This window comes from Vibrio sp. MACH09 (assembly GCF_033238805.1).
Lineage (GTDB): Bacteria > Pseudomonadota > Gammaproteobacteria > Enterobacterales > Vibrionaceae > Vibrio.
Genome location: NZ_BSFZ01000002.1, coordinates 1638335 through 1661203 on the forward strand (window position 1 = coordinate 1638335; position 22869 = coordinate 1661203).

Here is a 22869-nt window from a genome sequence, read left to right on the forward strand (position 1 = left end):
TTGAAAAAACGGCTACCTATATTGAAACATTTAACGAAAATCATGTGCCACATCAATACTTGACTATTTTACTATGGTATTGTGCATGCTGTTCAACAATAGAAAGCTCAAATTAGGATTAAACGATGACATTTTCAATTAAAAAGATTTTCAGTAAAAAAGACGATAACTCAAAAGCAGTAGAAACAGAAAAATCGACTTTGGACAAAGACAGCGATAGTAACTCAGAGAAAAAAACTAAGCACGAAACTCCAACAGGCTGCTGCGGATCTTGTTCATAAGTTTAATTCATTCTCCAAATTGACCTAACTTTTCCCTTCTTTTTAGGTCTTTTTCATAAAATTCTGTCGCTGTGTATTTACCACTGTAACTGCACAGCGACTTATATTTTCTCAAGTAATTCGATTATTTAGTCGCTAAATAGCTCTCCTAATAAACACTTATTTCACCAGTACGAACACTCAAAAAAATAATTTTGGCTAAAGGCCTTGATGAAATATTTTCAACTGATCAGTCTCATTTGTAAAATTGTGATATTACACATTTCTCATACTGTAGCATCATATTCGTTCTGCTTAATTCAAACCTTTCATTTCATATTTATTACTACACCACGAGACATAAGTTTCATCTTTGTAAATAACGAAACCCTAAAATACATAACCTTTCATTTTTCACAAAATGAAAGACTTTTTAGTCACTTACAGCAGATTTCAACTTGTGATATGGCTTTCATTCTTATTTTTTATTGTTGAGATAATACCAATTGAAACAGAGAAAAAGTTCTATATTGCACTTCCGAATACAGGACTCGATAAATAAAAAATAAATACTAGCAACAACATTTGAGGACTACTGATGAAAAAGACATTACTTAGCACTTTGATTTTAGCTGCAACCAGTTTTACGATAACTGCAGCAGAGCAAGATGCCTTTAAAGTAAGCCCCTACCTACAAAACCCAACCACGACTAGCATGACAATCATGTGGATAACAACTGAAGATATCGCTGGCAAAATAAATATATCTGCTAATGATTACAGCAAAACGTTGAAATCAGAACCTCAGTTGGCAAACGGCTTAAAATACTACCCAACTGAAGTTGAAAAATACTTTGAGAATAAAGCCGACTCGAAAACACCTTACATTCATAGTGTAAAAATTGATGGTTTAAAACCGGGAACAAGCTATCAATACACGGTAGAACAAGACGGTCAACAGTACAACGCACAGTTCTCAACAGTACCTAATAAAAATGGAACAGTTCGGTTTTTAGTTTACTCCGATTCTGAAACAGAACCAGAATCTACCGGAAAAACTCGCCGTTGGTCAGAACCTTATGGCGACTTTGACCGTCAATACCTAGTGGATCAGACCACTGGCTATCAAGAAAACATTCGAGTGATGCAAGAACGACAACCTAACTTTATCGCCATCGCTGGTGATTTGGTTGAGTCCGGCAATGAACAGCGCGACTGGGATGAATTTTGGCGTCACAATGCAGGTGACTTCAATAATATCGCCTCGTACGTGCCACTATTTCCAGCAATAGGCAATCACGAAAACTACCCGGGTCCAGACGGCGGTATGTCTGAATACAATACTGAGCTCGCCCTACAAGCTATCGCTCGCTACAAAACGTATTTTGATGTGCCAGATAACGGCAGCAAGGTAGAAGCCTATAAAGAGCGTTACTATCGTGTAGATTACGGACCAATCACATATATCACTATCGATACGTCCGACGGCAAAGAAGACAAAACAGATAAAGATACTAACTGGCGTCTACCGGGTGTCAATGCACCGGACTTTAACCCGGGTTCAGAGCAATACAAATGGCTAGAAAAACAGTTGGCAGATGCTCAGAAGAACAGCCAATTTACCTTTGTACAGTTCCACCATATTCCTTACTCCGTAGGACCTCATGGATTCCCAACAGGAACCGAAGGCTTTGAAAACGGCCAAGACAATCAATCCGGCGTTCCTGTTCGTGTCTTAACACCCCTATTTGAGCAGTATGGTGTCGATGCCGTTTTTGCAGGCCACGATGAAATGTATGAACGCTCTGTTGTGGATGGAGTCCATTTTTACGATGCTGGTATAGGTGGGGATGGCTTACGTGGACCTTACTTTGGTAAAGATGGCAAATACAAAGTGGATATGGATAACCCTCATCAGCAGTTCTTAGCACACTTAGATGCACCAGAAGTTTGGCAAGACAAACAGCTTGTGAGTGGAGGAAAACACTATGGTCACTTGGAAGTTAATGTATTTCAAAATGACCAAGGTGTTTGGACTACTGAGATCTCACCAGTTTACGTTTTCCCTATGATGGATAAAGAAGGTGAAGTAACTGGCTGGCAGCGCCGAGTTTACGATGATGTTGTCACACTAACAGCTAAATAGTCCGTCGCTTAATAAAAGTCCCTCAGGCTCATGAGGGACTTTTTATATCAATTTAGACAACTAAATTAAACGCTGACAGAGGGTACCTATACCATCCTTTTCTCTATCAAGCTCTACCTTCGCAACAGCACCATTAATCAACGTTAAGTTTGGCGGAAGATGACCAATATCTAAATCAATCATCACAGGAATTCCCGTACAAGCTAAACCAATCTTTATCGCTTCATCGTAGCTAAGATCTTGATCACTGTTAGGTTCTGAAGCCGCATTGCGTCCTAAAAGCAGACCGTTAATGTGCGAGAACACACCGCGAAATTTCATGTTCAGTATTGTTCGCGCCACTTCCGTTGGCGGCATTTCAGCATTTTCCAGATAAAGCAGAACACCTTCAGGATAACGCTTTGCAAACGCGCTTAAGTCTAAGTACTCGGTATCAAAAAGGTGCGACAATGTATCCCAGCAACCTCCGATAAGGCGACCTTCAATCATAGAAGACGAATCTGGTTTTACTAACCAGCGCCAGTTGGAGGGCGTGTTGGCAATAAACCCGCCTGATGGTTTATTAACAATATCTGGCCAAGAGTTGGCATGCATTGATGAGGCAACCTGTCTAAATTCTTCACCCAGTGGTGTCGCAAGGTACGTTAAGGTATTTGATGTCAGTGGATCTGTTGCCTGAGGCGTTAAATCCATTAAGTTTGAACAGTGTGCCGAGGCCCATTGAAGCTTGCTGGTAAGTACGGCCGATATTGTGCTGATATCAGAAAAGCCCAAAATCCACTTTGGCTTGGCCTTCTCTAACTTAGAAAAATCGATAAGGGGTAGAAGCTCCATTGCCAGCTCTCCGCCCCAAGGCGGATAAATCGCATCAATGTCATCATCCATCAAGAACGCCATTAGCTCTTCCACTCGTTTCTCCAATGGCGCACTTACATGTTTGATCTGACCAAGCAAGCATTGACCAACGACAAGGTGAAAGCCTTGTTGTTTGAGGTGCTCTGTTACAACCTCAAATCTAGCAAGGTGATCTTGTGCTATTCCCGACGAAAATGCGGTGATCGCAATTGTACTTCCTTTATGCAACGGTTTTGGGTATTTCATTATCGTTCTCATCCACTTTAGCCAAATATAAAATAGCCACTAACCCTCTAAGTTTCAATATGTTATTGAGATAACTCAAGAAAAAAGAAGAATGTTAATAAGCTTTTATGCACATGTGCTAGTCTATTTATTAGGGCTTTCTAAATGTTTGAATACAAAGGAGTCACATCATTTCCTTGTTAAATCGATTATCAGTGCCGAGAGGCGTTAGCAGTGGTGAACGTCAACCATGACAACCCATAAACTGCTGAGCATATTCAGCCTAGTTATCTTCTGCACCCTGTGGGCGATTCCCCTACAGGCATCCCCAACCACAATATTTGTTTTAGGGTCAGGAAGCTCAGAATCCTTGTGGACCAAATCGATCGTTCAAGGCATTAAAAGTAGCTTGGATGAAAGTAACTCTGCCCATATTTATTATATCGACCACTTAGATGCTGGTCGTTTTGATGAAATCGAACAGCATCATGCTGTATTTCGATATCTTAAAAGCAAGTTTGATCATAAAGAGCCTGATGTATTTATCTCTGCTGGCCCTGCTGCGTCGCACTTCTCTTTGTCGTATCCAGAGCTTTTTCCCACAGCGAAACGTATCGTGATTCAGCCCAAAGAAAATGACGCAGACATAATAAATGACGCGGTCGTCATCGATACAAAAATAGATTATTCCTTGCTGGTTAACGATGCACTTCGTTTATCTCAACCTAAAGAGGTTTTTGTTATTGGTGACTCGATTAAACCGAGTGACCGACACAGATTAAGCAATATTTCTAACCAGCTAGATCGACAAAACATTCGTTATACCATTCTCGACAACAAAGACTTACCGACTCTCCTCACCACAATCTCAAACATACCAAGTAATAGCGCCATTTTCTTTGCTCCCATTTATCGGGTACACAATGGCAAGGGGCTGTTGCCCGTTTATGTTCTAAAATCTCTACACCAAATGTCACAGGCACCTATTTTTGCTACCTCAGTGGTCGAACTCGGCTTTGGCTCGGTTGGTGGTTACCTTCACTCCCCCACCGAGCTAGGCATGATGGCTGGAGAGGCTTCACTGAACTTGATAAAGCATCAAACCGTCACATTCTCTCATGACGGCTTTGAGCTAGCCTACGATTGGAATGAAATCATTCGTTGGCAATATCAAAGCATCATCAGTCCACAAGCAGAGATACGTTTCAAGCAGCCTTCGCTTTGGGATGAGCACAATAAAGAAGTGATTATTGTCGCCATATTCTTAACCACACTAACGGTGCTACTGTTAGTGCTTACTATTTACAACGGTAAACTCAAAAAGATTAGATTTGCTTTGTCAAAAGAACGGCTACTTCTGGAGAAGAAAGTCGCGGAACGAACAAAAGAGCTTTCTCTTCTTCATCAGGAAGCAGAGAAAATGGCACGAGTAGATGAACTGACCAATATTAGTAATCGACGCGCTTTTTTTGAGCTCGGTGAATCCGTTCATAAGCAAGCCAAAACAACTGACAAACTCTACGCCATTATCATGGTAGATATCGACAGATTTAAAAACATTAATGATACATTCGGCCACGCGGCAGGTGACAAGGTCATACAATATATTGCTGATACACTGACATTAGAGTCAGGCGCATCGGACGTTGTCGCTAGAATCGGTGGGGAAGAGTTTGCCCTTATGTTAATCGATTCAACCGACAAAAAAATTGCGTTTATTGCAGAACAAATCCGCAACACGATTGCACAAACCTACATTCAATTTCATGAACACTCTATCAATGTCACCGTCAGTATTGGCTGCTCTGAATGCCGAACTGACGATGATCACCCTACCCTTGTTTTAGCGCGTGCGGATAAAGCGCTGTACCGGGCAAAAGAAGCGGGAAGAAATCGAGTCTTTATTGACGCAGCGAGTGTTACAAAATAGGCCCATGTTGAGACTGTTAAGCAGCGGAACTCCTCTCTGCTATCTCATACAGAGCCTCTCTAACAAGGTTATCATCACATTGAATCTATTTATGGTTTTATATAAAAGATTGAATTAAAAAATAATTGTTGTTATGTTGAAAAGATGAAAAACATCTCAATACCTTCACATTTCTTCTTCTGGTGGCGCTCAACTTAGAGCGGCACGGAATTCTTACATTCTTACGCTGCTGGAAGGTAGCTAAGCGTGTGGTCTTATTTTATCTCCAGTAGTGTTTTATTTAACTTGGAGATAATCAATGAATACTCATCAATCTGTAAACAAATTAGACACTGTATTAACGGGTGATAGAGCTACCGGCCCTTTGCATTTGGGTCACTACATCGGCTCATTACAACAACGCATAGCGTTACAAGAGATCTATGACCAAACGATTCTTGTTGCTGACATGCAAGGTTTAACTGACAACGCTCATAATCCTTCAAAGGTCTCTTCGAATATACTCAACGTCGTTGCAGACTATCTAGCGGTAGGTATTGACCCTTTAAAAACCACCATTACTCTACAATCTCAATTGCCGGCACTCGCTGAGTTAACAATGTACTACAGTAACCTTGTTTCCATTGCTCGACTGGAACGTAATCCAACGGTGAAGAGTGAGATTAAATCTAAGGGGTTTGAACGCTCGCTCCCTGCAGGATTTTTAACATACCCCATTTCCCAAGCCGCCGATATCACCGCATTTCGCGCAACTCTGGTTCCTGTTGGTGACGATCAGTTACCTATGATTGAGCAAACGAATGAGATCGTTCGCAAAATCAATTCAATGGCTAACAAAGAGATCTTAAATGAGTGTCAACCTCTTTTAAGTAAGGCTTCTCGTCTTCCTAGCACAGATGGTAAAAATAAAATGTCTAAATCAATGGGAAATACCATTAACTTGGGCGCGTCGGAAAAAGAGATCCACATGGCGGTAAAATCTATGTATACCGATCCAGGCCATTTAAGAGTTGAAGATCCGGGTAATGTAGAAGGAAATGTCGTGTTTACTTATCTTGATGCCTTTTGCCAAGACAGGGACTATGTGACGCAGCTTAAAGAGAGATACCAACAAGGCGGCCTTGGTGATGGAACAACCAAAAAAATACTCGAAGAGTGTCTGCAAGAATTGCTTCGTCCTATAAGAAACAACAGAAAAATGTATCTGAATGATAAAGCCCAGCTGATTGAGATTTTGCAAAAAGGCAGCCAGTCATCGCAAATTAAAACCGAGCAAGTTCTATTCGATGTTAAGGAGGTTTTCGGCTTAAACATATTCTGAACGATAGTTAAAATTGCTTTCAGCGATGGCCCTTTCTTTCTATTAGAAAAGTTGTCTTATAATGATGGGCATCATAAGCGTAGAAACTTAAGATGCCCATTCATATCAATCCATCGGTTAGATTTTTCTCTCAGTAACGCGATTGCTCTGTTAACAACAGTGACTGATTTAAGGGAAACGAATCAATCAAGGAGCGCAGTCATCATTACCACAGGCAATTAGTTTCACCACTCCGGAGTTAGTCAGATAACCGGTGTGAGCTTTATATGGATTCGCCAATAAGTTTAAGAATGCACTGGTGTTACTCACGGGGATTTCAAGCAACTGAACATTTTTTGTTGAGAAATCACTCTCTTTAAATCGATAACTGAGCAAATCATTTGGATCAGTGAACGACAAAACTTTATAGCCTGAGCTAGAGTTTGACTTGCCCTCATCGGCTTGTTTCGCTCTCAACTCTTCATTTACTCGGTACATGTCCAGTAACCCTCCGGAGAGTTCTTGTTTACCGCTTCGCCTCGCTAAAGGGCTATCTTTACAGCTATCTATGTGATTTAAAATCGGTAACTGATTGGAGGCCAAAATAATAGCATCAGCGGAATAATAGAGTCGATTTAGTTTGCTCTGCTCACTTTTGTTCGCAGCACTGCTATTCTCAGGCTGACAAATCAAACTGTCCCTTAGCACTTTACTTCCTAAACTTTCTGCCAAGAAAAACACTCGTTCATCTGCACTCAGCTTACTTTCAATCTCTTTCAGAGAGTGGCGTAACGCTTTACGAATATCCTTTCCTCGCTCTCCGGCATAGACAGTTACGTCTGATAAACAGTCGTCCATTAACAGTTTTTTTATTTCGCGATTAGCTAAAGCGTGTTTGTCATCATCTTGAAAATGATAGGCACGATGATCGTTAAACGCGCCATAGGTAAACTCATAAGCCGTCAGTTGATATCCGTCACGGGCGTAATGATAGGACTTTAAGAAAATGCTATTTTTTCCATCTTTGGTATCAAACTCTCTAGCGATAGCCCGATTTGACGTGTGACTAACGGTCAAATTCATAGTATCAGCTAATCGTTCCACTCTGCTCTTTGCCCAGCCAGTTGAGTGATTACACATTCCATGAATCATGATGATCGTTGTTTGACTATCGGCTTGGTACAACGGAGTAAAACCTCTGTTTTGGTAATCATCACGATAAGTTGATTGAATAGGTGCGTACGGACTCGTACAGCCAACCAACAGAGCGAGAATAATCATTGCAATGATATTTTTCATGTTAAAGCCTCTGTTTTATCTCGTTATAGTTCTTCTTTTAGCCACTCTTCAATTTTAGACTGGTGGTCGTCTTCTTTTCCTTCTAGCGCGTCATAAACTTTACGCTTTATCTCAGCGTCCAAGGATTCATCAACCATGGTAATCGACCATTCAAAAGAGTGAACTTGTACAAAGTCACTATCACTTTCAACGGCAATATGCGGATGAGTCACTTTTGTAGACGAGAAGAATTGATCTTTTTTCTCATTATTGATTAGGAAGCCATCATTAACTTCTTTCAACTTGAATGCTGAAAATGCCCCATCAAATAAAGGCTGATGCAATATCTCACCATTTTTCCGAGTATTCACTTTCCATATCAGGTTCACCACCACACTGGCGTCAATCTTGTCATCCGATTTTGTTTTAAACTTGCTCCAATCGAAATCGCTGAAACTGGTGTTCATTGCTAGAGTGAACTCATTGTTCTTAACCGATGACATTTCCGTCTGCAACTGTCCAATGTTGCGCTTGTCAGTTGAGTCTTGAATGTTAAAAGTGATTGTTCTGCTCCCCTTAGCGCTAAAATCACAAGCAAAGCTGTGGTTGAGTTTGTAGGTAGCAGTGTGGTTTTGAACTTGTTTTTTCGCCTGTTCAGTGACTTCCTCCACCAAAAACTCTGCCCCTTTCTTAATCAGGTACCCTCCCAACCAAGCAATAGGATCAAACGCTGATTTATCAGGATTTGTACATACATTCTCGGCATCAAGTTTGACCTGTTTGGGCTCTATAAAAACCGACCCTGTGCAGGCCATTAAAGAGACTATAGAGCTACCTATGATTGCTGTTTTTAAACCATTCACGATACAATCCTTGTACTAGAGAAGAAGTTACAAAGCATAGGCAATTAATTACACACGCAATCAATCTCCCATCACAATTTTACAATTAATTAACATGCTCTCATCTCGGCAGGCAAACCCTCAAACAGAACCGCAGAGCCTATGTAACAATCTAGCCAAGGTTTTTATTGCAGAGTAATTTGACGAGAAACCGCGGATTCTGTTGCAAAGTCCTTATCGTGACTAACCAAAATAAATCCGCCTCGATACGCTTTCAACGCCTTTGCTAAGGTGATTTTTGAGTCGAGATCTAGATGATTGTCAGGTTCATCAAGTAGCAGTAAAGGCTGACAAGGTTGATGGCTTGCAATTAGCATCGACAACTTCATTTTCTCTCCACCACTCAGTGACCCTCCTAGGCGAAACACCTTATCACGGCGAAAACCTATGCCAGCCAGTAAGGTGCGGGCCGTCTGCTCTTTAATACCATCACAAGAACAGACCAAGTTCTCAATCATAGTAAGTTCCGCTTTAATCGCCACAAAGTGTTGGTCGAGATAATAAACCGGGCTGTTTACTCGCAACTCGCCAGCAATTAACGTTTGTTTACCAAGCAAGGTTTTTAGTAGCGTAGACTTGCCACTGCCATTTTTTCCGACAAGGTGAACTTTTTCACCACTACCAAGCTGCATTGTTATTGGCGTACTACTGCCGAATGCGAGTATCCCATCAACCATTGAAACCGCGTTACCAGAACGACTGATGCTATCGGCCAAATGGAGCGTTTGATTAGTAACCTGTTGCTGTCGAGACATTAACTTCTGCTCTTTCTCTTGCAAATGCATCTGCCGTAGCGATTCATTTTTGTTCCGGTTAGAAAGGTTCGCGGTGGCGCGATCTTTTTGCCATCTAATAACACTTTAGGTTGGCTCCCCTCCTTACGTAACTTGTTGCCTTGGCTGGCGCGTTGTTCAGCTTTCTCTCTGCTACGTTGCGCGTTCTTCTTCAGTTCACTTTTCTGCTTATTTAAAACAGCGAGTTGCCGCTCTACCGCCTGCTGCTCAACACTCAACTGCTGTGCATAAAAATCATAATTTCCGCCAAACACCTTTAATCCCAAGTCAGAGAGCTGCCATATTTCTTCCATCTCTCGTAGCAACTCACGATCATGGCTAATGAGAAGTATTGCCCCTTTAAACTGTCTTATCGCCTCAATTAACCATTGCCTGGCGTCGCGATCGAGATGATTAGACGGCTCATCTAAAACCAATAGCTCGACGTCACGTTGAAATAGTTGCCATAACTGCAAACGAGCAAGTTGGCCTCCGCTAAGCAGTGCACAAGGGAAATCTGGATTCGCAGGCAACCCCATGCTTTGCAGCTGCTGATTAAGATCGATGGATAGATTCCACTCATCTCCAACTAAATCGAACCATTTGCTAGCGCAGTCTCCCGCTTCGATCTTCTTTAGCGCCTGCAGCACCATATCCTTACCGATAAATTCGGCAATTGAGAGTGTTTCAACTTGGCTATTCAAAGGTTGCTGTCGATACGTCGCAAATGAAGTTGGTGATATTACGGTGCCGCTAGATGACGCCATTTCTCCGGTTAGAATGGCAGCAAGAATGGATTTCCCAACACCATTTCGCCCAACTAAACCTATGCGGCTTTTATTTGCTGTGCATGAAATGTGCTGAAACAGCGACTCTCCGTCACTGAACTGATAACTTATATTACGAGCTTGTATAACTGGCATAGTTTGCCTCCTGTGTAACAGGAGAAGTAACCGCCGCATCACGGAAAAGAGTTATGATAGTTCAATAGCATTACACGCAGCTTTAGTGCGCTTTATAAAAACAAGGAATGGCTATCGAATATCGGAAAGTGAGCTACGCCTACTAACCCTGTATGTCCAAAAAAATAGTAATAAATGGAAAACAGGTTTAGTTGTTCATGTTGGCGTAATCTCCTACAGAAATGAGGTGTCTAGTGTAACCAAGTCATCGTTGAAAAATCAAGCGCCATCGCTCAGATACAAGGGATACCATATACGATGAAGTGGTCAAAAATATCTGCGCTATTCTAAAGCACTAATACTCAGTAAAGCGTTTACGAAACTCTCGCGGAGTAAGTCCGATGATTTTAATGAATACCTTTCTACAAGCACTGGTGTCTTCATAGCCGATGAGATTGGCAATATACTCAAATGAATGCTGACCGCTTTCCAAGTAATCGCACGCTTTTTGTACCCGTAATCGCTGTAAGTATTGATTTGGCGTATAGCCAGTTGCCTTAAGAAAACGACGTTGCATAGTACGAATGGTAAGATTGGCCTGATCAGCGAGAGTATTCACCGACAAAGAGTCCATATAACTCAAGTTCATGGATTGTTGAATAGACACAATGCTCTGATCACCATGCAATAGTGACGGATTAAATTGTTGATAAAAACGCTGCTCTCTCGGCGCGGTATCAACCACCAGTAGCTTACCCAACTTACGCATTACCGAGGCTGACGCATACTGCTTAACTAGTTCAAAGCCGAGATCTAACCAAGACATCATGCCGCCAGCAGTAATCACATCACCATGATTAATTAAAATCTCATTGCTTTTAAGTTCAATATGAGGAAATTGAGCAGCAAACAGTGGCACCAATCCCCAATGTGTGGTGACGGCTCTGGAGTCAACCAAATTTGTCGCCGCCAATATAAAAGCACCCGCGCATGCAGACGCGAGAGTGGCACCTTGACGATGCTGAGCTTGAAGCCATTCAACAATCTTAATGTCAGGGTTAATGTAATCGCTGTTTTGCAAACCGGGAGGTAAAAGAATAACGGCAAACGTATTATCCAGCGATTGAGTATGTTCAAAGATGACAGGCTCAAACACCACATCTAGCTGATGCTCATTACACACACTATTGGCCATTAAAAACAGCTCTTCCAACCCATAAATGGCAGATTTTAATGCATTAGGATAGTGATAGATTCCAATGGCTACTCTCTTCACTCACTTAACTCTCTTTGTCGTATTTAACCTATATTATGTCATTTTAGACTCTTATAGAGAACCAGCAAAGCGATGATAATGGTTCCATACAAACCCACATATCATTACGGTGAATAAAATGAACAAGACAGCACTGCTTGTTATCGACTTACAAAACGACTATTTCCCAACGGGAAGCTTTCCTCTGTGGAATACAGCAACGACACTAAGCAACATCAAAACCGCCATAGAAAAAGCACAACAGCAAAACATGACGGTTATTCATATTAAACATGAAGCGGATCCTAGCGTTGGCATAGCACCATTTTTTAATCAAGGCAGCGAAGGGGTTGAAATACATCCGGAAATCATTGCCGCAGCACCACAGGCTGATGTCGTTATTAAGCATTATGCCGACAGCTTTGAACAAACCAACCTCGAAGAAACGTTACAAAAGCATGGTATTAGTGAACTGCTCATCTGTGGAATGATGACGCAAAACTGTGTTACTCACACTGCCATATCAAAAGCGGCAGAAAAATATCAGGTTTCTATTTTAATGGATTGCTGCACCACAGTAGATGAGATGATTCATAACATAGCCCTGCACGCTGTCTCCACTCGCGTACCGCTCGTTACCAGCGAACAAGTTCTTTAATCTAGATAACACAGAGCTGCCCGACACAATCATCCCAGTAAACGGATATACTCAAGTATATTGCAGTCACTTGTCGGTACAGCTCTTTTATTATACTCAGCGAATACTTTGTATCGTTTATCTTGCCAAACAATTAAATCTTTGGCGTAACACATTTTGCAACTCATCACTTTTATCAATTAAGCATTATTCTCGTCTATATAATAAAGTCATATACGCTCAATTTAATTTCTCTCAGGGAATTTATGCATTTATAACGACATAAACCGCACGCTATAAGTAGCGATAGATGAGTTTATTGTGAACAACCTATCAAATTCAGATTAAATTCATCAAATTGGGTCCATGTCTCAATGAGATTATATTCACTATTGACGAATCTTTCGCAAAAAAACGTTATTTAAACGCCATTATTGACATTGTCGTGGATAATTAGTCGCAAAGTGACTATTTATCCTATTGTCGATAAAGCTCTAGTGAAATAATATTTGAATGTAGGTCACATTTAGCCCAAATATTTTGTCTTAACATTGCGCCACTTTAATCATTCTTTCCAATACGACGCTATTTAAAAAGCGTGGTGTTTTTGTACAAAATATAAGGATTAATATCGATATGAGCGGTATCATTAAACTTTCAAGAAACACTGAAAACGCACCAATGAGTGACCTATCCACACAGACTGTGGCTTTTTCTCACTACAATAACTTCTCTGCTCAATTACCTGTTGACCCTAAAACAGGCATGATTGTGACTGGTGGCGTTAAAGAGCAAGCAAAACAGTGCTTAGAAAATATTAAAGCTATCGTTGAAAGCGTTGACCATGTAATGGACGACGTTGTTAAAATCAATGTATTCCTTAAAGATATCGCTGACCTTGAAGCGGTTAATGAAGTCTACGCAACTTTCTTCCAAGCGTACTTACCTACACGTACTGCGGTTCAGGTAGCGGCTCTTCCTATGTCTGATGCATTGGTTCAAATGGATGCACTTATCTCTAACGGCGAAGGTACGGCACCACAAGAGCCATGCCCGCTAGTTAAAGTAGCGAAAAGCAGCGACAAAGCACCAAAATGTGCCATGTCTACTCACACGGTTGCTTTCTCTCACTACAACAACCTATCTGCTCAACTTCCTATCGATCCTAAAACTGGTGAAATGGTATCTGGCGGTGTTAAAGAGCAAGCGGCTCAATGTCTTAGCAACGTAAAAGGCATTTTAGAAAGCATCGATGTACCATTTGATGACATCGTGAAAGTAACAGTTTACCTGAAAGAGTTGTCTGACCTAGACGCAGTAAACGAAGTGTACAGCACGTTCTTCCCTGACTCAGCGATTGCTAGAACCGTTGCTTACGTTCCGGCTCGTACTATTGTTTCTGCGGCAGCACTGCCAATGGACGCACGCGTACAGATGGACGTTGTTGTTTCTCACGGTGACGGTACACCACCGCAAGAAGTAGAAGACAGACACGGTATTGTTATCAAAGCGAACAACACAGACAACGCACCAAGAAATGCGCTGCACACGCAAACTGTTGCCTTCTCTCACTACAACCACATTGCAGCTCAATTGCCAGTAGACGCAAAAACAGACAGCATGGTTGCGGGTGGCGTGAAAGAGCAAGCCGCACAATGTCTAAACAATATCAAAGCTATCGTAGAGAGCATTAACCATGTAATGGACGATATTGTTAAAGTGAACATCCAACTTAAAGATGTTGCAGACCTTGATGCAGTAAACGAAGTGTACACCACCTTCTTCAAAGGTGACCTTCCAGCAAGAACCGTTGTGGGTGTTTCTGAAGTATCTATGGGTGCGCTAGTACAAATTGACGCCGTGGTTTCTAACGGTGAAGGTACGCCTCCACAAGCATAATCGTTATTTGCTTACGCACAATTAAAAATAGCCAGTTACTTTTATGCAAAGTAACTGGCTAGAATAATCTCATTATTTAATTTTGCATAATTCCCATTAACCATTCACCAATAAACGGTCACGGTTTACTGAATAATAGAAATTCTAACTTAACTTATCTTGTTAATTTTATGTTCTAGCATTGTTAACCAGCAATGCATTTCAACCAAAAAATAATATACTCATCAATTTATAATAACTATTAAAACTACGACTTAATATCACTCTTGTATATTATTTGTCAGTTATTATTATTTTTAATTGTAACTTAAGTTCTGATTGAGCTTATCAACAACTTTAAGCAACTCTTTACGCGTATTTTCTATATCTTCAATATGATGATGTACGGTTCGAGAGTCTAATGTCATAAATGGAATAGTTATCACGGCCATAATATCACCTAATACACCGATTATAGGTGCACTAATATTTGTGACCCCTGATATCTGTGGACTCTCACCCACAAAATACCCTTTCTCACGTGTTGACTCAACAAAGCTTAACGCATGTTCCATCTCTTCTTCAGTTGCGTCAGATCGAGCCAGTATATCTTGTCGCTCTTTCTCCGAATGATAGCTCAGCAACACCACACCAGATCCTGATGAACAGATATCAAGTTTAGAGCCTAAACGTAGACTAAACCCCATTTTATAAGGGCTCTCTTGGCGAGAGATAACAATAAGCTCACCATTTTGATAACGACTTAAATGACAGGATTGATTCACCTTATGGCACAGTAGTTCCATAAGAGGAGAAGCATGTTTAAGTAACTGTGCTATTGGTGGATGCTGATTAGATAAGGCAAACATTTTTAAAGACAAAGAGTAACATGAGGTCTCAGTATCAAATTCAATATACTGTTTATCGGCCAGTACAGATAGCATCCGAAAAATTTCGTTAATACTTCTATCGAGTTTTTCCGCAATCTGCTTCTTGGTCAGAGGTTCTTCTTCTGCCGCCAGCAACTCCAAAATATCCAAGCCCTTCTCTAATGCTGGCGCTCTATATTCTGTTTTTTTTGAATTATCCATTGAACCTCTAGTTATCAGCGATGAACACTCTATTAGGCAGGTTTAACAAGGTTTGTTCTCTCTAATAGAAACTCAGTGCCATATTTTGAGCAATATCGCACTGAATGTCACGTTCAACTACTTAATTAGTCCCATCATTTCAGGAATAGTCATAGAAACTGCAGGAATATAAGTCACTAGCATAAGAACCAAGAATATCACTAAGAAGAAAGGTAATAGCGTTTTAACAACACTGTCTATACTAATTCCACTTACCTTGCAGCCAGTGAACAATATCGGTCCCACAGGAGGCGTTATCGTCCCTAAAGACAAGTTAAATACCAATAAAATACCGAACTGCACAGGATCCATTCCCAAGTCCATGCAAATTGGCAGAAATATTGGTGTAAATATCAACACCGCTGGCGTTGGGTCCATAAACGTACCAATAAACAACAAGACAACATTAATGATCAATAAAATGATTATTGGGTTGTCCGTGAGCGATAGTAACCCTTCCGCTATCATGCTTGGAATCTGAGTAAATGCCATAACCCATGACATGATGGACGAAGTACCTAGCATAAAAATGACAATCGCCGACATTTTTGCAGTACTAAGAAATATGTCAGGTAGCGTTCGGAAGTCGAGCGAGCGGTAACATAAACTTAAAAATAGAGCATAAACGACTGCAATTGCAGATGCTTCAGTGGCGGTAAATACCCCTCCCAAAATACCACCAATTACGATAACAATAAGTGATAAGCTAGGCACTGCATCCACCGTCACTTTAATACAGTCCGCTAGTGTCATTGAGTGCTTTGCAATATAGCCACGACGTTTCGCCATGAATCCAGCGACCATCATCACACCTATCCCCCAAAGGATTCCTGGTACATAGCCTCCCATAAACAGAGCAGAAACAGAAACACTACCGGCCACTGTCGCATACACAATTAAGGTGTTGCTAGGTGGGATCAACATTCCTGTTGGCGCTGATGCTATATTCACCGCAGTACTAAATGCAGGGTCATAACCTTCTTTTTTCTGAATAGGTGACATTATGCCGCCAACCGCCGCCGCCGATGCAACACCAGAACCGCTAATTGAACCAAATAACATATTTGATACAACGTTAGTTTGTGCCAATGAACCGGGAAAGAAGCCACTTATTATTTTTGAGAAATTAATAAGTCTAATTGCTATACCACCATTGTTCATGATGTTTCCCGCCAAAATGAAGAACGGAATAGCGAGTAGCGCAAAAGAATCTAAGCCGACAAACATACGTTGTGCTGACGTGACCATCGCTCCTTGAGGAGGCAATATTGCCAGCATGGCAGCAAATGACGAAACACCAACACTGATACTTATTGGCGCACCAATGATGAGTAAGAAAAGTGTACCGCTAAACATAATGAGTGCGGCCATTAATGCGAGATCCATTACATCGCTCTCTTATCGGTTAGTTGATTTAAACGGCGAATCAAATTCAACTCGTTATAAAGAAAATAGAACACCATGATTCCCCCGCTAATAGGAATGGCGGCGTATATCACGCCCATTGGGATTTGTAGCGCAGAGTCTAACTGCCACATCTGACGAACTGCACTGCTATACCCCCCAATAATCATGATTGATATAGCAAACATAACGGTAACAAGCTCAATAAACATATCCACTAGTACCTTAGTTTTTTCGGCAAACTTGTCTTTGATAAAGCTGATAGCCATGTGTTCTCTTAGACCAAAAACATAAGCACTTCCAAATAAAATAAGCCATATAAAAAGGTATCGAGAAAGCACTTCACTAATAGCACTAGGGCTATTAAACAAGTAACGAGCAACTACCTGATATGTGACTAAAGCTGTCATGGAACCAACAATTAAAATGCATATGGTAGAAATCAATTTATCAACTAATAACTTAAAGCGATTCACTTTCTCAAAAAAAGTAGAGGCTGGATTATTTGACATAAAACTATTAAACCTTAAAGGGGCAGGGCGTAAACTGCCCAGCCAGATTATTAACACTTATTGCAACGAAGTAATCTTATTAAACAGCGCTTTTTGAGCCGATGTTTCTATCAAGTTATCTTGAAGTTTCTTACAACTCTGCATGAATGGTGAAATGTCGACGGTAGTAAATGTCGCGCCTTTATCTTGAGCGGTTTTCTTCGCGCTCTCAATTCGGTCGTTCCAAATTTTGAACTCGGTAGGCGTACTCTCTTTAGCCAATTTCTTAATGATTTTCTGATCAGCATCAGACATTCCAGATAGGAAATCACTGCTAATGACTAATAAGTCAGGAACCATTAAGTGACGAGTAGATGAGAAGAAGGGAGCCACTTCATACTGCTTAAGATCAGCATAAGTAATTTCATTATTTTCTGCGCCATCAAGTACACCTTGTTGAACAGCGGTATACACTTCACCTTGACTCATTGGTACACCTACGCCGCCCATACAATCAAGCATCTTAATCATAGTGTCAGACTGCATAACACGAATTTTTTTGCCTTTCATATCTGCAACTGATTTTACCGGAGCATCTTTGGTGTACATACTTCTTGCGCCAGCGGTATAGGCAGTTAAAACTTCAAAACCAAATTTTTCTGTTGACGAAAATAACTGATCCAACTCACCAGATGTAAATACTTTTTCTTGATGTTCAGGGCCTGTGTAGATGTAAGGCAAGCCAATAACCCTAAAGGTTTTGTCATAGTTTTCAACAAGCGGGTTGGCGACCATTGCTAATTGAATAGCACCGTTTTGGACAAGTTCTAATGCTGCACGTTGATCCCCCAGCATTTCATTAGGATAGATTTTCAGTTCATAACGTCCATCGGTTTCCGCCATTAACTTTTTACCAAAATCTTGTAATGCCAAAAACTGAGGATGGTTCTTAGATTGGTTAAACGCTGTTTTTAACTCTGTCGCTGCTGAAGCAATAGAAGAGAAACTAACTGTACTTCCGATTGCAATTGCCAATGTAGCTAGTTTTAGTGCTTTACTCTTAAACATGTGCTGTCTCCATAAATATTGGTATAAATTGATAATTAACAAATAGAGTCCATATCAACGAAATCCATATCATCAAAGGTTTGGTTTTCGCCTAACATACCCCAAACAAAACTATAATTTTGAGTCCCACATCCAGAATGGATAGACCAACTGGGTGATAGTACGAGTTGCTTATTACGAACAATTAAGTGACGCGTCTCTTGAGGTTGTCCCATAAAATGGGTAACAAACTGAGACGGTTTGATATTGAAATAGAGGTAAGCCTCCATTCTTCTTTCATGGGTATGAGCTGGCATGGTGTTCCATACACTACCCGGTTTCAGATGAGTTGCCCCCATACACAATTGACATGTTGGTAGAACATCAGGATGCAAGTACTGGTTAATTACCCGAGCATTTGCATTTTCTTGATTACCCAGCTCTACCTGTTTTGCTTGATCTCGTGTAATGAGTCTTGAAGGATATTTATGATGAGCCGGAGCACTCAAGCAGTACAGTGTTGCGGCTTCTCCCGTTTGCAAAGAAACAAATTCAATATCTTGTTCTTCTTTGCCTAAGTAGACCGCATCTAGATGCTCAAGAACGTAACTCTGTCCTTTACAGCGAACTTCAGCTTTACACCCAAGGTTAATGACGCCCATCTCTCTTCTTTGTAAAAAGAAATCAGTGCCAAATGATTTTTTATCGATAAAGTCATCCAGTTTTAGTGGCTGCTCAACTGGGCTAGCACCAATAGCGACAATTCTGTCGATATGGCTGTAAACAACACCAATACTCTCTGCGGGAAAAAGAGACTCATTGAGAAACTCAGACCTTAGTCGTTCCGTGTCATATTGTTTGGCATCAACAGGGTTGCTGTTGTAATTGATAAACATGTAAACCTCCTAGAATTTGATCTCTAGATTACACTCCATTCATATATAATCAATATCGATCATATATGAATTACTTATTTTTGTGATCGGCGCTTTACTTTTTTAAAACTGCGTTTCATTTTTATAATTTTGAAATGGTAATTTTATGCAACTCCATTCCATTACATGAATTCCACCTTCAACATCACTGAATGACAGACAAAAAAAAAGCCTGTCTACACGACAGGCCCTTCTACAACTCACAAATTTTGTTGCTTAAACAAAGATCTTTTTATGCTGGATATTCATAAAAACCCAGTTTCTCAGAAATATTTCGCCCCGCGTCCTGTAGCAAACCGATATAGTACGATTTTCTTTTTTCATCAAAGCGAATGGTAGGAAACGATATAGAAACGCCGTAAATAATATTACCGAAGCGGTCATAAACAGGGGCTGCTATGCAGTAGAGTCCCGGTTCCTGTTCTTCATTATCTTCGGCATAATGATGCGTTCTTGCGACATGGACCTCTGAAAGCAACTGATCGATATTTTCTAATGTTCTATCGGTGCTCTTTTTAAATTCGACATCCTTCATAACTTGGCGTACAAAGTCATCACTATGTCCTGATAACAATACTTTACCGATTGCCGTGGTATATATAGGGTTTCGCCTGCCGACCTTAGAGTGCATTCTGAGGTTATAGCTTGAATCAATTTTATGAATGTAAATAATTGAGCTGTCATCAAGCGTTCCTAGGTGAACCGTCTCATTGGTCTGCTCAGAAATAACACGCATCTCTTTTTCTGCAAGAGATATGACGTCAACATACTCAAGAGATTTCGCCCCAAGTTCGAACATCTTCAAAGTCAAAGAGTACTTATCCGCTTCTCCCTCTTGTGCTACATAGCCCTGCATCTTCATCGTTTGCAAAAAGCGGTATGTTGTCGCTTTAGAAGTGAGCAATCTTTGTGATAGTTCAGAAACACCAATCTCTTTCTGCTCCCCTAGAGCTTCTAAAATATTAAATACTTTAAGGACAGATGAGACCGCTTCTGGCTGGGTTGATTTTGTCATTACATAACTCTTAGTAAAGCCTAATAGCTGCATTATAACCAATCAACTAATATCCACCAGCAATTTAAAATACCATTTCAAAAATCCCTTGTTCTTTCATCTTAAAAATACACGTACCAATATAAATTTTTAAAACATCATTTCATTTTTATATTGATCATGGTTTATTTTTGCTGTTATGATTTGCCAACACCAAATACCACGAACATAGCAACGGGGAAGTACAATGAAACACAATTCATTTAATTTGGAAGGGAAAACAGCAATCGTTACAGGATGCGATACAGGCTTAGGCCAAGGTATGGCTTTGGGGCTAGCTCAAGCTGGTTGTAATATCGTTGGCGTCAATATCGTAGAACCTTCTGAAACTATTGAAAAAATAGACGCCATTGGCGGCCAATTTCTTGATATACGCGCAAACTTAATGAAGCTCGACGATATCCCCTCCATTATTGACCAAGCCGTTAGTCAGTTTGGTCGCATTGATATCTTAGTGAACAATGCCGGCATCATAAGAAGAGAAGATGCCATCGAATTCTCAGAGCAAGACTGGGATGATGTGATGAATATCAATATCAAATCAGTATTCTTTATGTCTCAAGCCGTAGCAAAACAGTTTATCGCTCAGAATGAGGGTGGCAAGATCATAAACATTGCTTCAATGCTGTCATTCCAAGGTGGTATCCGAGTTCCTTCCTATACCGCATCTAAAAGTGCCGTCACAGGTGTGACACGCTTAATGGCTAATGAATGGGCGAAACACGGCATTAACGTAAACGCAATTGCTCCAGGCTATATGGCAACAAACAACACTGCGGCACTACGAGCGGATGCTGCCCGAAATCAAGCGATTCTTGAACGTATCCCAGCAGAGCGTTGGGGAACACCAGAAGATCTTGCCGGCCCTATAGTATTCCTCTCTTCAGAAGCGTCAGACTATATTAATGGCTATACCATTGCAGTCGATGGCGGCTGGTTAGCCCGATAACAATACTAAGCATACATGCACATGAATAATATTGAGTTTTGGGCACAACTGGTTGGGTTTGGCAGTTTCATACTCGGTTTACTGGCCTTTTATCAAAAAAACGACCGCAACTTAAAAAAGATAATGCTGTTGTTTAACTTAAATCACATGTTGCATTTTGTTTTGCTCGGCTCCTCAGTATCTGCCCTATGCGCCGCTATTGCAGCCTTAAGAACAGGGACATCTATCTACACAGCCTCTAAAGCTATAGCCAGTTTCTACATGGTGATCGGCATAGCCATTGGAATTTATCTAGCTGAGAGCTGGTGGGCCATTTTTCCTATCATGGGCAGTGCTGTGGGCACATTCGCTATCTTTTTTCTAACAGGAATTAAAATGCGATGCTTTTTCCTTTTTGGCGCTGGATGCTGGTTAATTAACAATGTTGTTGTGGGGTCGTATGGAGGAGTGTTGTTAGAAGCGAGTTTAATTTTTATAAATAGCATCACCATATTTCGACTCGCTACGGCTAAATTGCCACAACTGACTCGTGAACCAACTTAAATTCGACAACCGTGAAGCCTTAACATTACAACACGCAGGAACAGAACTATGTGCCTCATCAATATCGCCATAATTGGCGAATGCATGATTGAACTTAAACGAGTAAATGGTCGACTAGAGCAAGGTTTTGGTGGTGATACATTAAATACCGCTATATACCTATCGCGTCTTACGTACGGTAGTCATGTAAAAACCACCTACGTAACTGGACTTGGGATAGATCCATTCAGTACTGATATGTTGCAAGCGTGGCAACAAGAGCACCTTAATACAGATATGGTCTATCGATTGAATGACAAGCTCCCTGGCATGTATGCGATTGAAACATCAGAGAGTGGAGAGCGCAGCTTTTACTACTGGCGTAATGACTCTGCGGCAAAACACTGGTTAAAAGAGCAAAACGAGAGCGAGATATTAAGCAAGCTTAGCCAACATCAGATAATCTATTTAAGCGGTATAAGCTTGGCAGTATTACCCATTGAAGACCGAGCCAAACTGCTTAATCTACTTTGTCAGTGCAAAAACCTTGGAAGCGTTATCTATTTCGACAATAACTTTCGTCCGGCTCTTTGGCAAAGCACCACCGAAGCCCGCTATTGGTATGGCGAAATTCTTAAACTGACCGACACTGCATTTCTTACTTACGATGACGAAGTTATGTTATGGCAAGATCAAAATGAATCAGACACTGTCACCAGAAGCCAATCATTCGGCGTTAGAGAAATAGTGATAAAACGAGGGAAAGACGAGTGTTATGTCATCTCTGACAATAGCCAGTTAAGTGTCTCCCCTCGCCACGTAGAGACCGTTGTAGATACCACCGCCGCAGGAGACTCATTTAGTGCTGGCTATATAGCCAAAAGAGTACTCGGCGCATCAAGTGAGCAAGCCGCTCAATATGCTCACACACTCGCGGGGGAAGTTATCCAGCACCACGGTGCCGTAATCCCTTTGTCATCAATGCCCAACTGCTAA

Annotated in this window: 19 protein-coding genes and 1 pseudogene; 9 read left to right on the forward strand and 11 right to left on the reverse strand. The window is 41.0% G+C overall.

Annotation, left to right across the window (positions count from 1 at the left end; all coding sequences use genetic code 11):
• Window positions 1-125 precede the first annotated feature (125 nt).
• Entirely contained in the window at window positions 126-281 is a 156-nt protein-coding gene (locus CHJ_RS22630) for a hypothetical protein (protein ID WP_317919130.1), read from the forward strand.
• A 577-nt stretch (window positions 282-858) separates the two neighbouring features.
• Entirely contained in the window at window positions 859-2406 is a 1548-nt protein-coding gene (locus tag CHJ_RS22635) for a purple acid phosphatase family protein (RefSeq protein ID WP_317919131.1), read from the forward strand.
• A gap of 60 nt (window positions 2407-2466) precedes the next feature.
• Here the strand turns inward: CHJ_RS22635 and CHJ_RS22640 are convergent, their stop codons facing one another.
• Window positions 2467-3507 (reverse strand): S66 peptidase family protein, encoded by a 1041-nt coding sequence (locus CHJ_RS22640; RefSeq protein ID WP_317919132.1) that lies wholly within the window; start codon window positions 3505-3507, stop codon window positions 2467-2469.
• 229 nt (window positions 3508-3736) lie between these two features.
• Here CHJ_RS22640 and CHJ_RS22645 point away from each other — a divergent pair, with 229 nt between their 5' ends.
• Together CHJ_RS22645 and trpS are read left to right on the forward strand one after the other, a co-directional pair.
• Entirely contained in the window at window positions 3737-5416 is a 1680-nt protein-coding gene (locus CHJ_RS22645; protein ID WP_317919133.1) for a diguanylate cyclase, read from the forward strand.
• 298 nt (window positions 5417-5714) lie between these two features.
• Window positions 5715-6737, forward strand: a complete 1023-nt coding sequence (gene trpS, locus CHJ_RS22650) for a tryptophan--tRNA ligase (RefSeq protein ID WP_317919134.1) — start codon at window positions 5715-5717, stop codon at window positions 6735-6737.
• A gap of 186 nt (window positions 6738-6923) precedes the next feature.
• Here the strand turns inward: trpS and CHJ_RS22655 are convergent, their stop codons facing one another.
• The 4 genes and pseudogenes from CHJ_RS22655 to CHJ_RS22670 all read right to left on the reverse strand — a co-directional run bounded on the left by CHJ_RS22655 (window position 6924) and on the right by CHJ_RS22670 (window position 11847).
• Window positions 6924-8015 carry a hypothetical protein gene (locus CHJ_RS22655; protein WP_317919135.1) on the reverse strand — a complete coding sequence of 364 codons (1092 nt, stop codon included), beginning with the start codon at window positions 8013-8015 and terminating at the stop codon, window positions 6924-6926.
• A 23-nt stretch (window positions 8016-8038) separates the two neighbouring features.
• Window positions 8039-8857, reverse strand: coding sequence for a hypothetical protein (locus CHJ_RS22660; protein ID WP_171754563.1), 819 nt, complete (start codon window positions 8855-8857; stop codon window positions 8039-8041).
• Between the two features lie 164 nt (window positions 8858-9021).
• A pseudogene (locus tag CHJ_RS22665) lies at window positions 9022-10592 on the reverse strand (ATP-binding cassette domain-containing protein).
• A gap of 334 nt (window positions 10593-10926) precedes the next feature.
• Window positions 10927-11847, reverse strand: a complete 921-nt coding sequence (locus tag CHJ_RS22670) for a GlxA family transcriptional regulator (RefSeq protein WP_317919136.1) — start codon at window positions 11845-11847, stop codon at window positions 10927-10929.
• A 118-nt stretch (window positions 11848-11965) separates the two neighbouring features.
• Here CHJ_RS22670 and CHJ_RS22675 point away from each other — a divergent pair, with 118 nt between their 5' ends.
• On the forward strand, window positions 11966-12484 hold the full coding sequence (locus CHJ_RS22675) for a cysteine hydrolase family protein (protein WP_317919137.1): 519 nt from the start codon (window positions 11966-11968) through the stop codon (window positions 12482-12484).
• 615 nt (window positions 12485-13099) lie between these two features.
• Window positions 13100-14362, forward strand: coding sequence for a RidA family protein (locus CHJ_RS22680; protein ID WP_317919138.1), 1263 nt, complete (start codon window positions 13100-13102; stop codon window positions 14360-14362).
• Between the two features lie 296 nt (window positions 14363-14658).
• Here the strand turns inward: CHJ_RS22680 and CHJ_RS22685 are convergent, their stop codons facing one another.
• The 6 genes from CHJ_RS22685 to kdgR form a co-directional block, all read right to left on the reverse strand.
• Window positions 14659-15432, reverse strand: coding sequence for an IclR family transcriptional regulator (locus tag CHJ_RS22685; RefSeq protein ID WP_171753910.1), 774 nt, complete (start codon window positions 15430-15432; stop codon window positions 14659-14661).
• Window positions 15433-15549: 117 nt separating this feature from the next.
• Window positions 15550-16857 carry a TRAP transporter large permease gene (locus tag CHJ_RS22690; RefSeq protein WP_171753909.1) on the reverse strand — a complete coding sequence of 436 codons (1308 nt, stop codon included), beginning with the start codon at window positions 16855-16857 and terminating at the stop codon, window positions 15550-15552.
• Complete coding sequence (locus tag CHJ_RS22695; RefSeq protein WP_317919139.1) at window positions 16857-17387, reverse strand: TRAP transporter small permease; 531 nt, start codon at window positions 17385-17387, stop codon at window positions 16857-16859. Before CHJ_RS22695 ends, CHJ_RS22690 begins: the two co-directional genes overlap by 1 nt.
• Before the next feature lie 57 nt (window positions 17388-17444).
• Window positions 17445-18434 carry a TRAP transporter substrate-binding protein gene (locus tag CHJ_RS22700; protein ID WP_171753907.1) on the reverse strand — a complete coding sequence of 330 codons (990 nt, stop codon included), beginning with the start codon at window positions 18432-18434 and terminating at the stop codon, window positions 17445-17447.
• A 35-nt stretch (window positions 18435-18469) separates the two neighbouring features.
• Entirely contained in the window at window positions 18470-19309 is an 840-nt protein-coding gene (gene kduI / locus CHJ_RS22705; RefSeq protein ID WP_317919140.1) for a 5-dehydro-4-deoxy-D-glucuronate isomerase, read from the reverse strand.
• 271 nt (window positions 19310-19580) lie between these two features.
• The gene (kdgR, locus tag CHJ_RS22710) at window positions 19581-20363 is read right to left on the reverse strand and encodes a DNA-binding transcriptional regulator KdgR (protein ID WP_171753905.1); all 783 of its coding nucleotides are present in this window, start codon (window positions 20361-20363) and stop codon (window positions 19581-19583) included.
• A gap of 226 nt (window positions 20364-20589) precedes the next feature.
• On the opposite strand from kdgR, the gene kduD reads away from it, so the two are divergent.
• From kduD to CHJ_RS22725, 3 genes are read left to right on the forward strand one after another with little or no spacing between them, the layout of a single operon-like run.
• Window positions 20590-21351: a 2-dehydro-3-deoxy-D-gluconate 5-dehydrogenase KduD gene (gene kduD, locus CHJ_RS22715; RefSeq protein ID WP_171753904.1), complete on the forward strand. Its 762-nt coding sequence runs from the start codon at window positions 20590-20592 to the stop codon at window positions 21349-21351.
• Window positions 21352-21372: 21 nt separating this feature from the next.
• Complete coding sequence (locus tag CHJ_RS22720; protein WP_171753903.1) at window positions 21373-21894, forward strand: YgjV family protein; 522 nt, start codon at window positions 21373-21375, stop codon at window positions 21892-21894.
• 48 nt (window positions 21895-21942) lie between these two features.
• Window positions 21943-22869 (forward strand): sugar kinase, encoded by a 927-nt coding sequence (locus tag CHJ_RS22725; protein WP_317919141.1) that lies wholly within the window; start codon window positions 21943-21945, stop codon window positions 22867-22869.

What these genes read in the sequence shown, in the direction of transcription:
- CHJ_RS22725 (WP_317919141.1), top strand. Translation starts at nt 21,943, where the DNA reads ATGTGCCTCATCAATATCGCCATAATTGGCGAATGCATGATTGAACTT.
- CHJ_RS22630 (WP_317919130.1), top strand. Translation starts at nt 126, where the DNA reads ATGACATTTTCAATTAAAAAGATTTTCAGTAAAAAAGACGATAACTCA.
- CHJ_RS22695 (WP_317919139.1), bottom strand. Translation starts at nt 17,387, where the DNA reads ATGTCAAATAATCCAGCCTCTACTTTTTTTGAGAAAGTGAATCGCTTT.
- CHJ_RS22675 (WP_317919137.1), top strand. Translation starts at nt 11,966, where the DNA reads ATGAACAAGACAGCACTGCTTGTTATCGACTTACAAAACGACTATTTC.
- CHJ_RS22690 (WP_171753909.1), bottom strand. Translation starts at nt 16,857, where the DNA reads ATGGATCTCGCATTAATGGCCGCACTCATTATGTTTAGCGGTACACTT.
- kduI (WP_317919140.1), bottom strand. Translation starts at nt 19,309, where the DNA reads ATGTTTATCAATTACAACAGCAACCCTGTTGATGCCAAACAATATGAC.
- CHJ_RS22720 (WP_171753903.1), top strand. Translation starts at nt 21,373, where the DNA reads ATGAATAATATTGAGTTTTGGGCACAACTGGTTGGGTTTGGCAGTTTC.
- CHJ_RS22680 (WP_317919138.1), top strand. Translation starts at nt 13,100, where the DNA reads ATGAGCGGTATCATTAAACTTTCAAGAAACACTGAAAACGCACCAATG.
- trpS (WP_317919134.1), top strand. Translation starts at nt 5,715, where the DNA reads ATGAATACTCATCAATCTGTAAACAAATTAGACACTGTATTAACGGGT.
- CHJ_RS22635 (WP_317919131.1), top strand. Translation starts at nt 859, where the DNA reads ATGAAAAAGACATTACTTAGCACTTTGATTTTAGCTGCAACCAGTTTT.
- kduD (WP_171753904.1), top strand. Translation starts at nt 20,590, where the DNA reads ATGAAACACAATTCATTTAATTTGGAAGGGAAAACAGCAATCGTTACA.
- kdgR (WP_171753905.1), bottom strand. Translation starts at nt 20,363, where the DNA reads ATGACAAAATCAACCCAGCCAGAAGCGGTCTCATCTGTCCTTAAAGTA.
- CHJ_RS22655 (WP_317919135.1), bottom strand. Translation starts at nt 8,015, where the DNA reads ATGAAAAATATCATTGCAATGATTATTCTCGCTCTGTTGGTTGGCTGT.
- CHJ_RS22640 (WP_317919132.1), bottom strand. Translation starts at nt 3,507, where the DNA reads ATGAAATACCCAAAACCGTTGCATAAAGGAAGTACAATTGCGATCACC.
- CHJ_RS22645 (WP_317919133.1), top strand. Translation starts at nt 3,737, where the DNA reads ATGACAACCCATAAACTGCTGAGCATATTCAGCCTAGTTATCTTCTGC.
- CHJ_RS22700 (WP_171753907.1), bottom strand. Translation starts at nt 18,434, where the DNA reads ATGTTTAAGAGTAAAGCACTAAAACTAGCTACATTGGCAATTGCAATC.
- CHJ_RS22685 (WP_171753910.1), bottom strand. Translation starts at nt 15,432, where the DNA reads ATGGATAATTCAAAAAAAACAGAATATAGAGCGCCAGCATTAGAGAAG.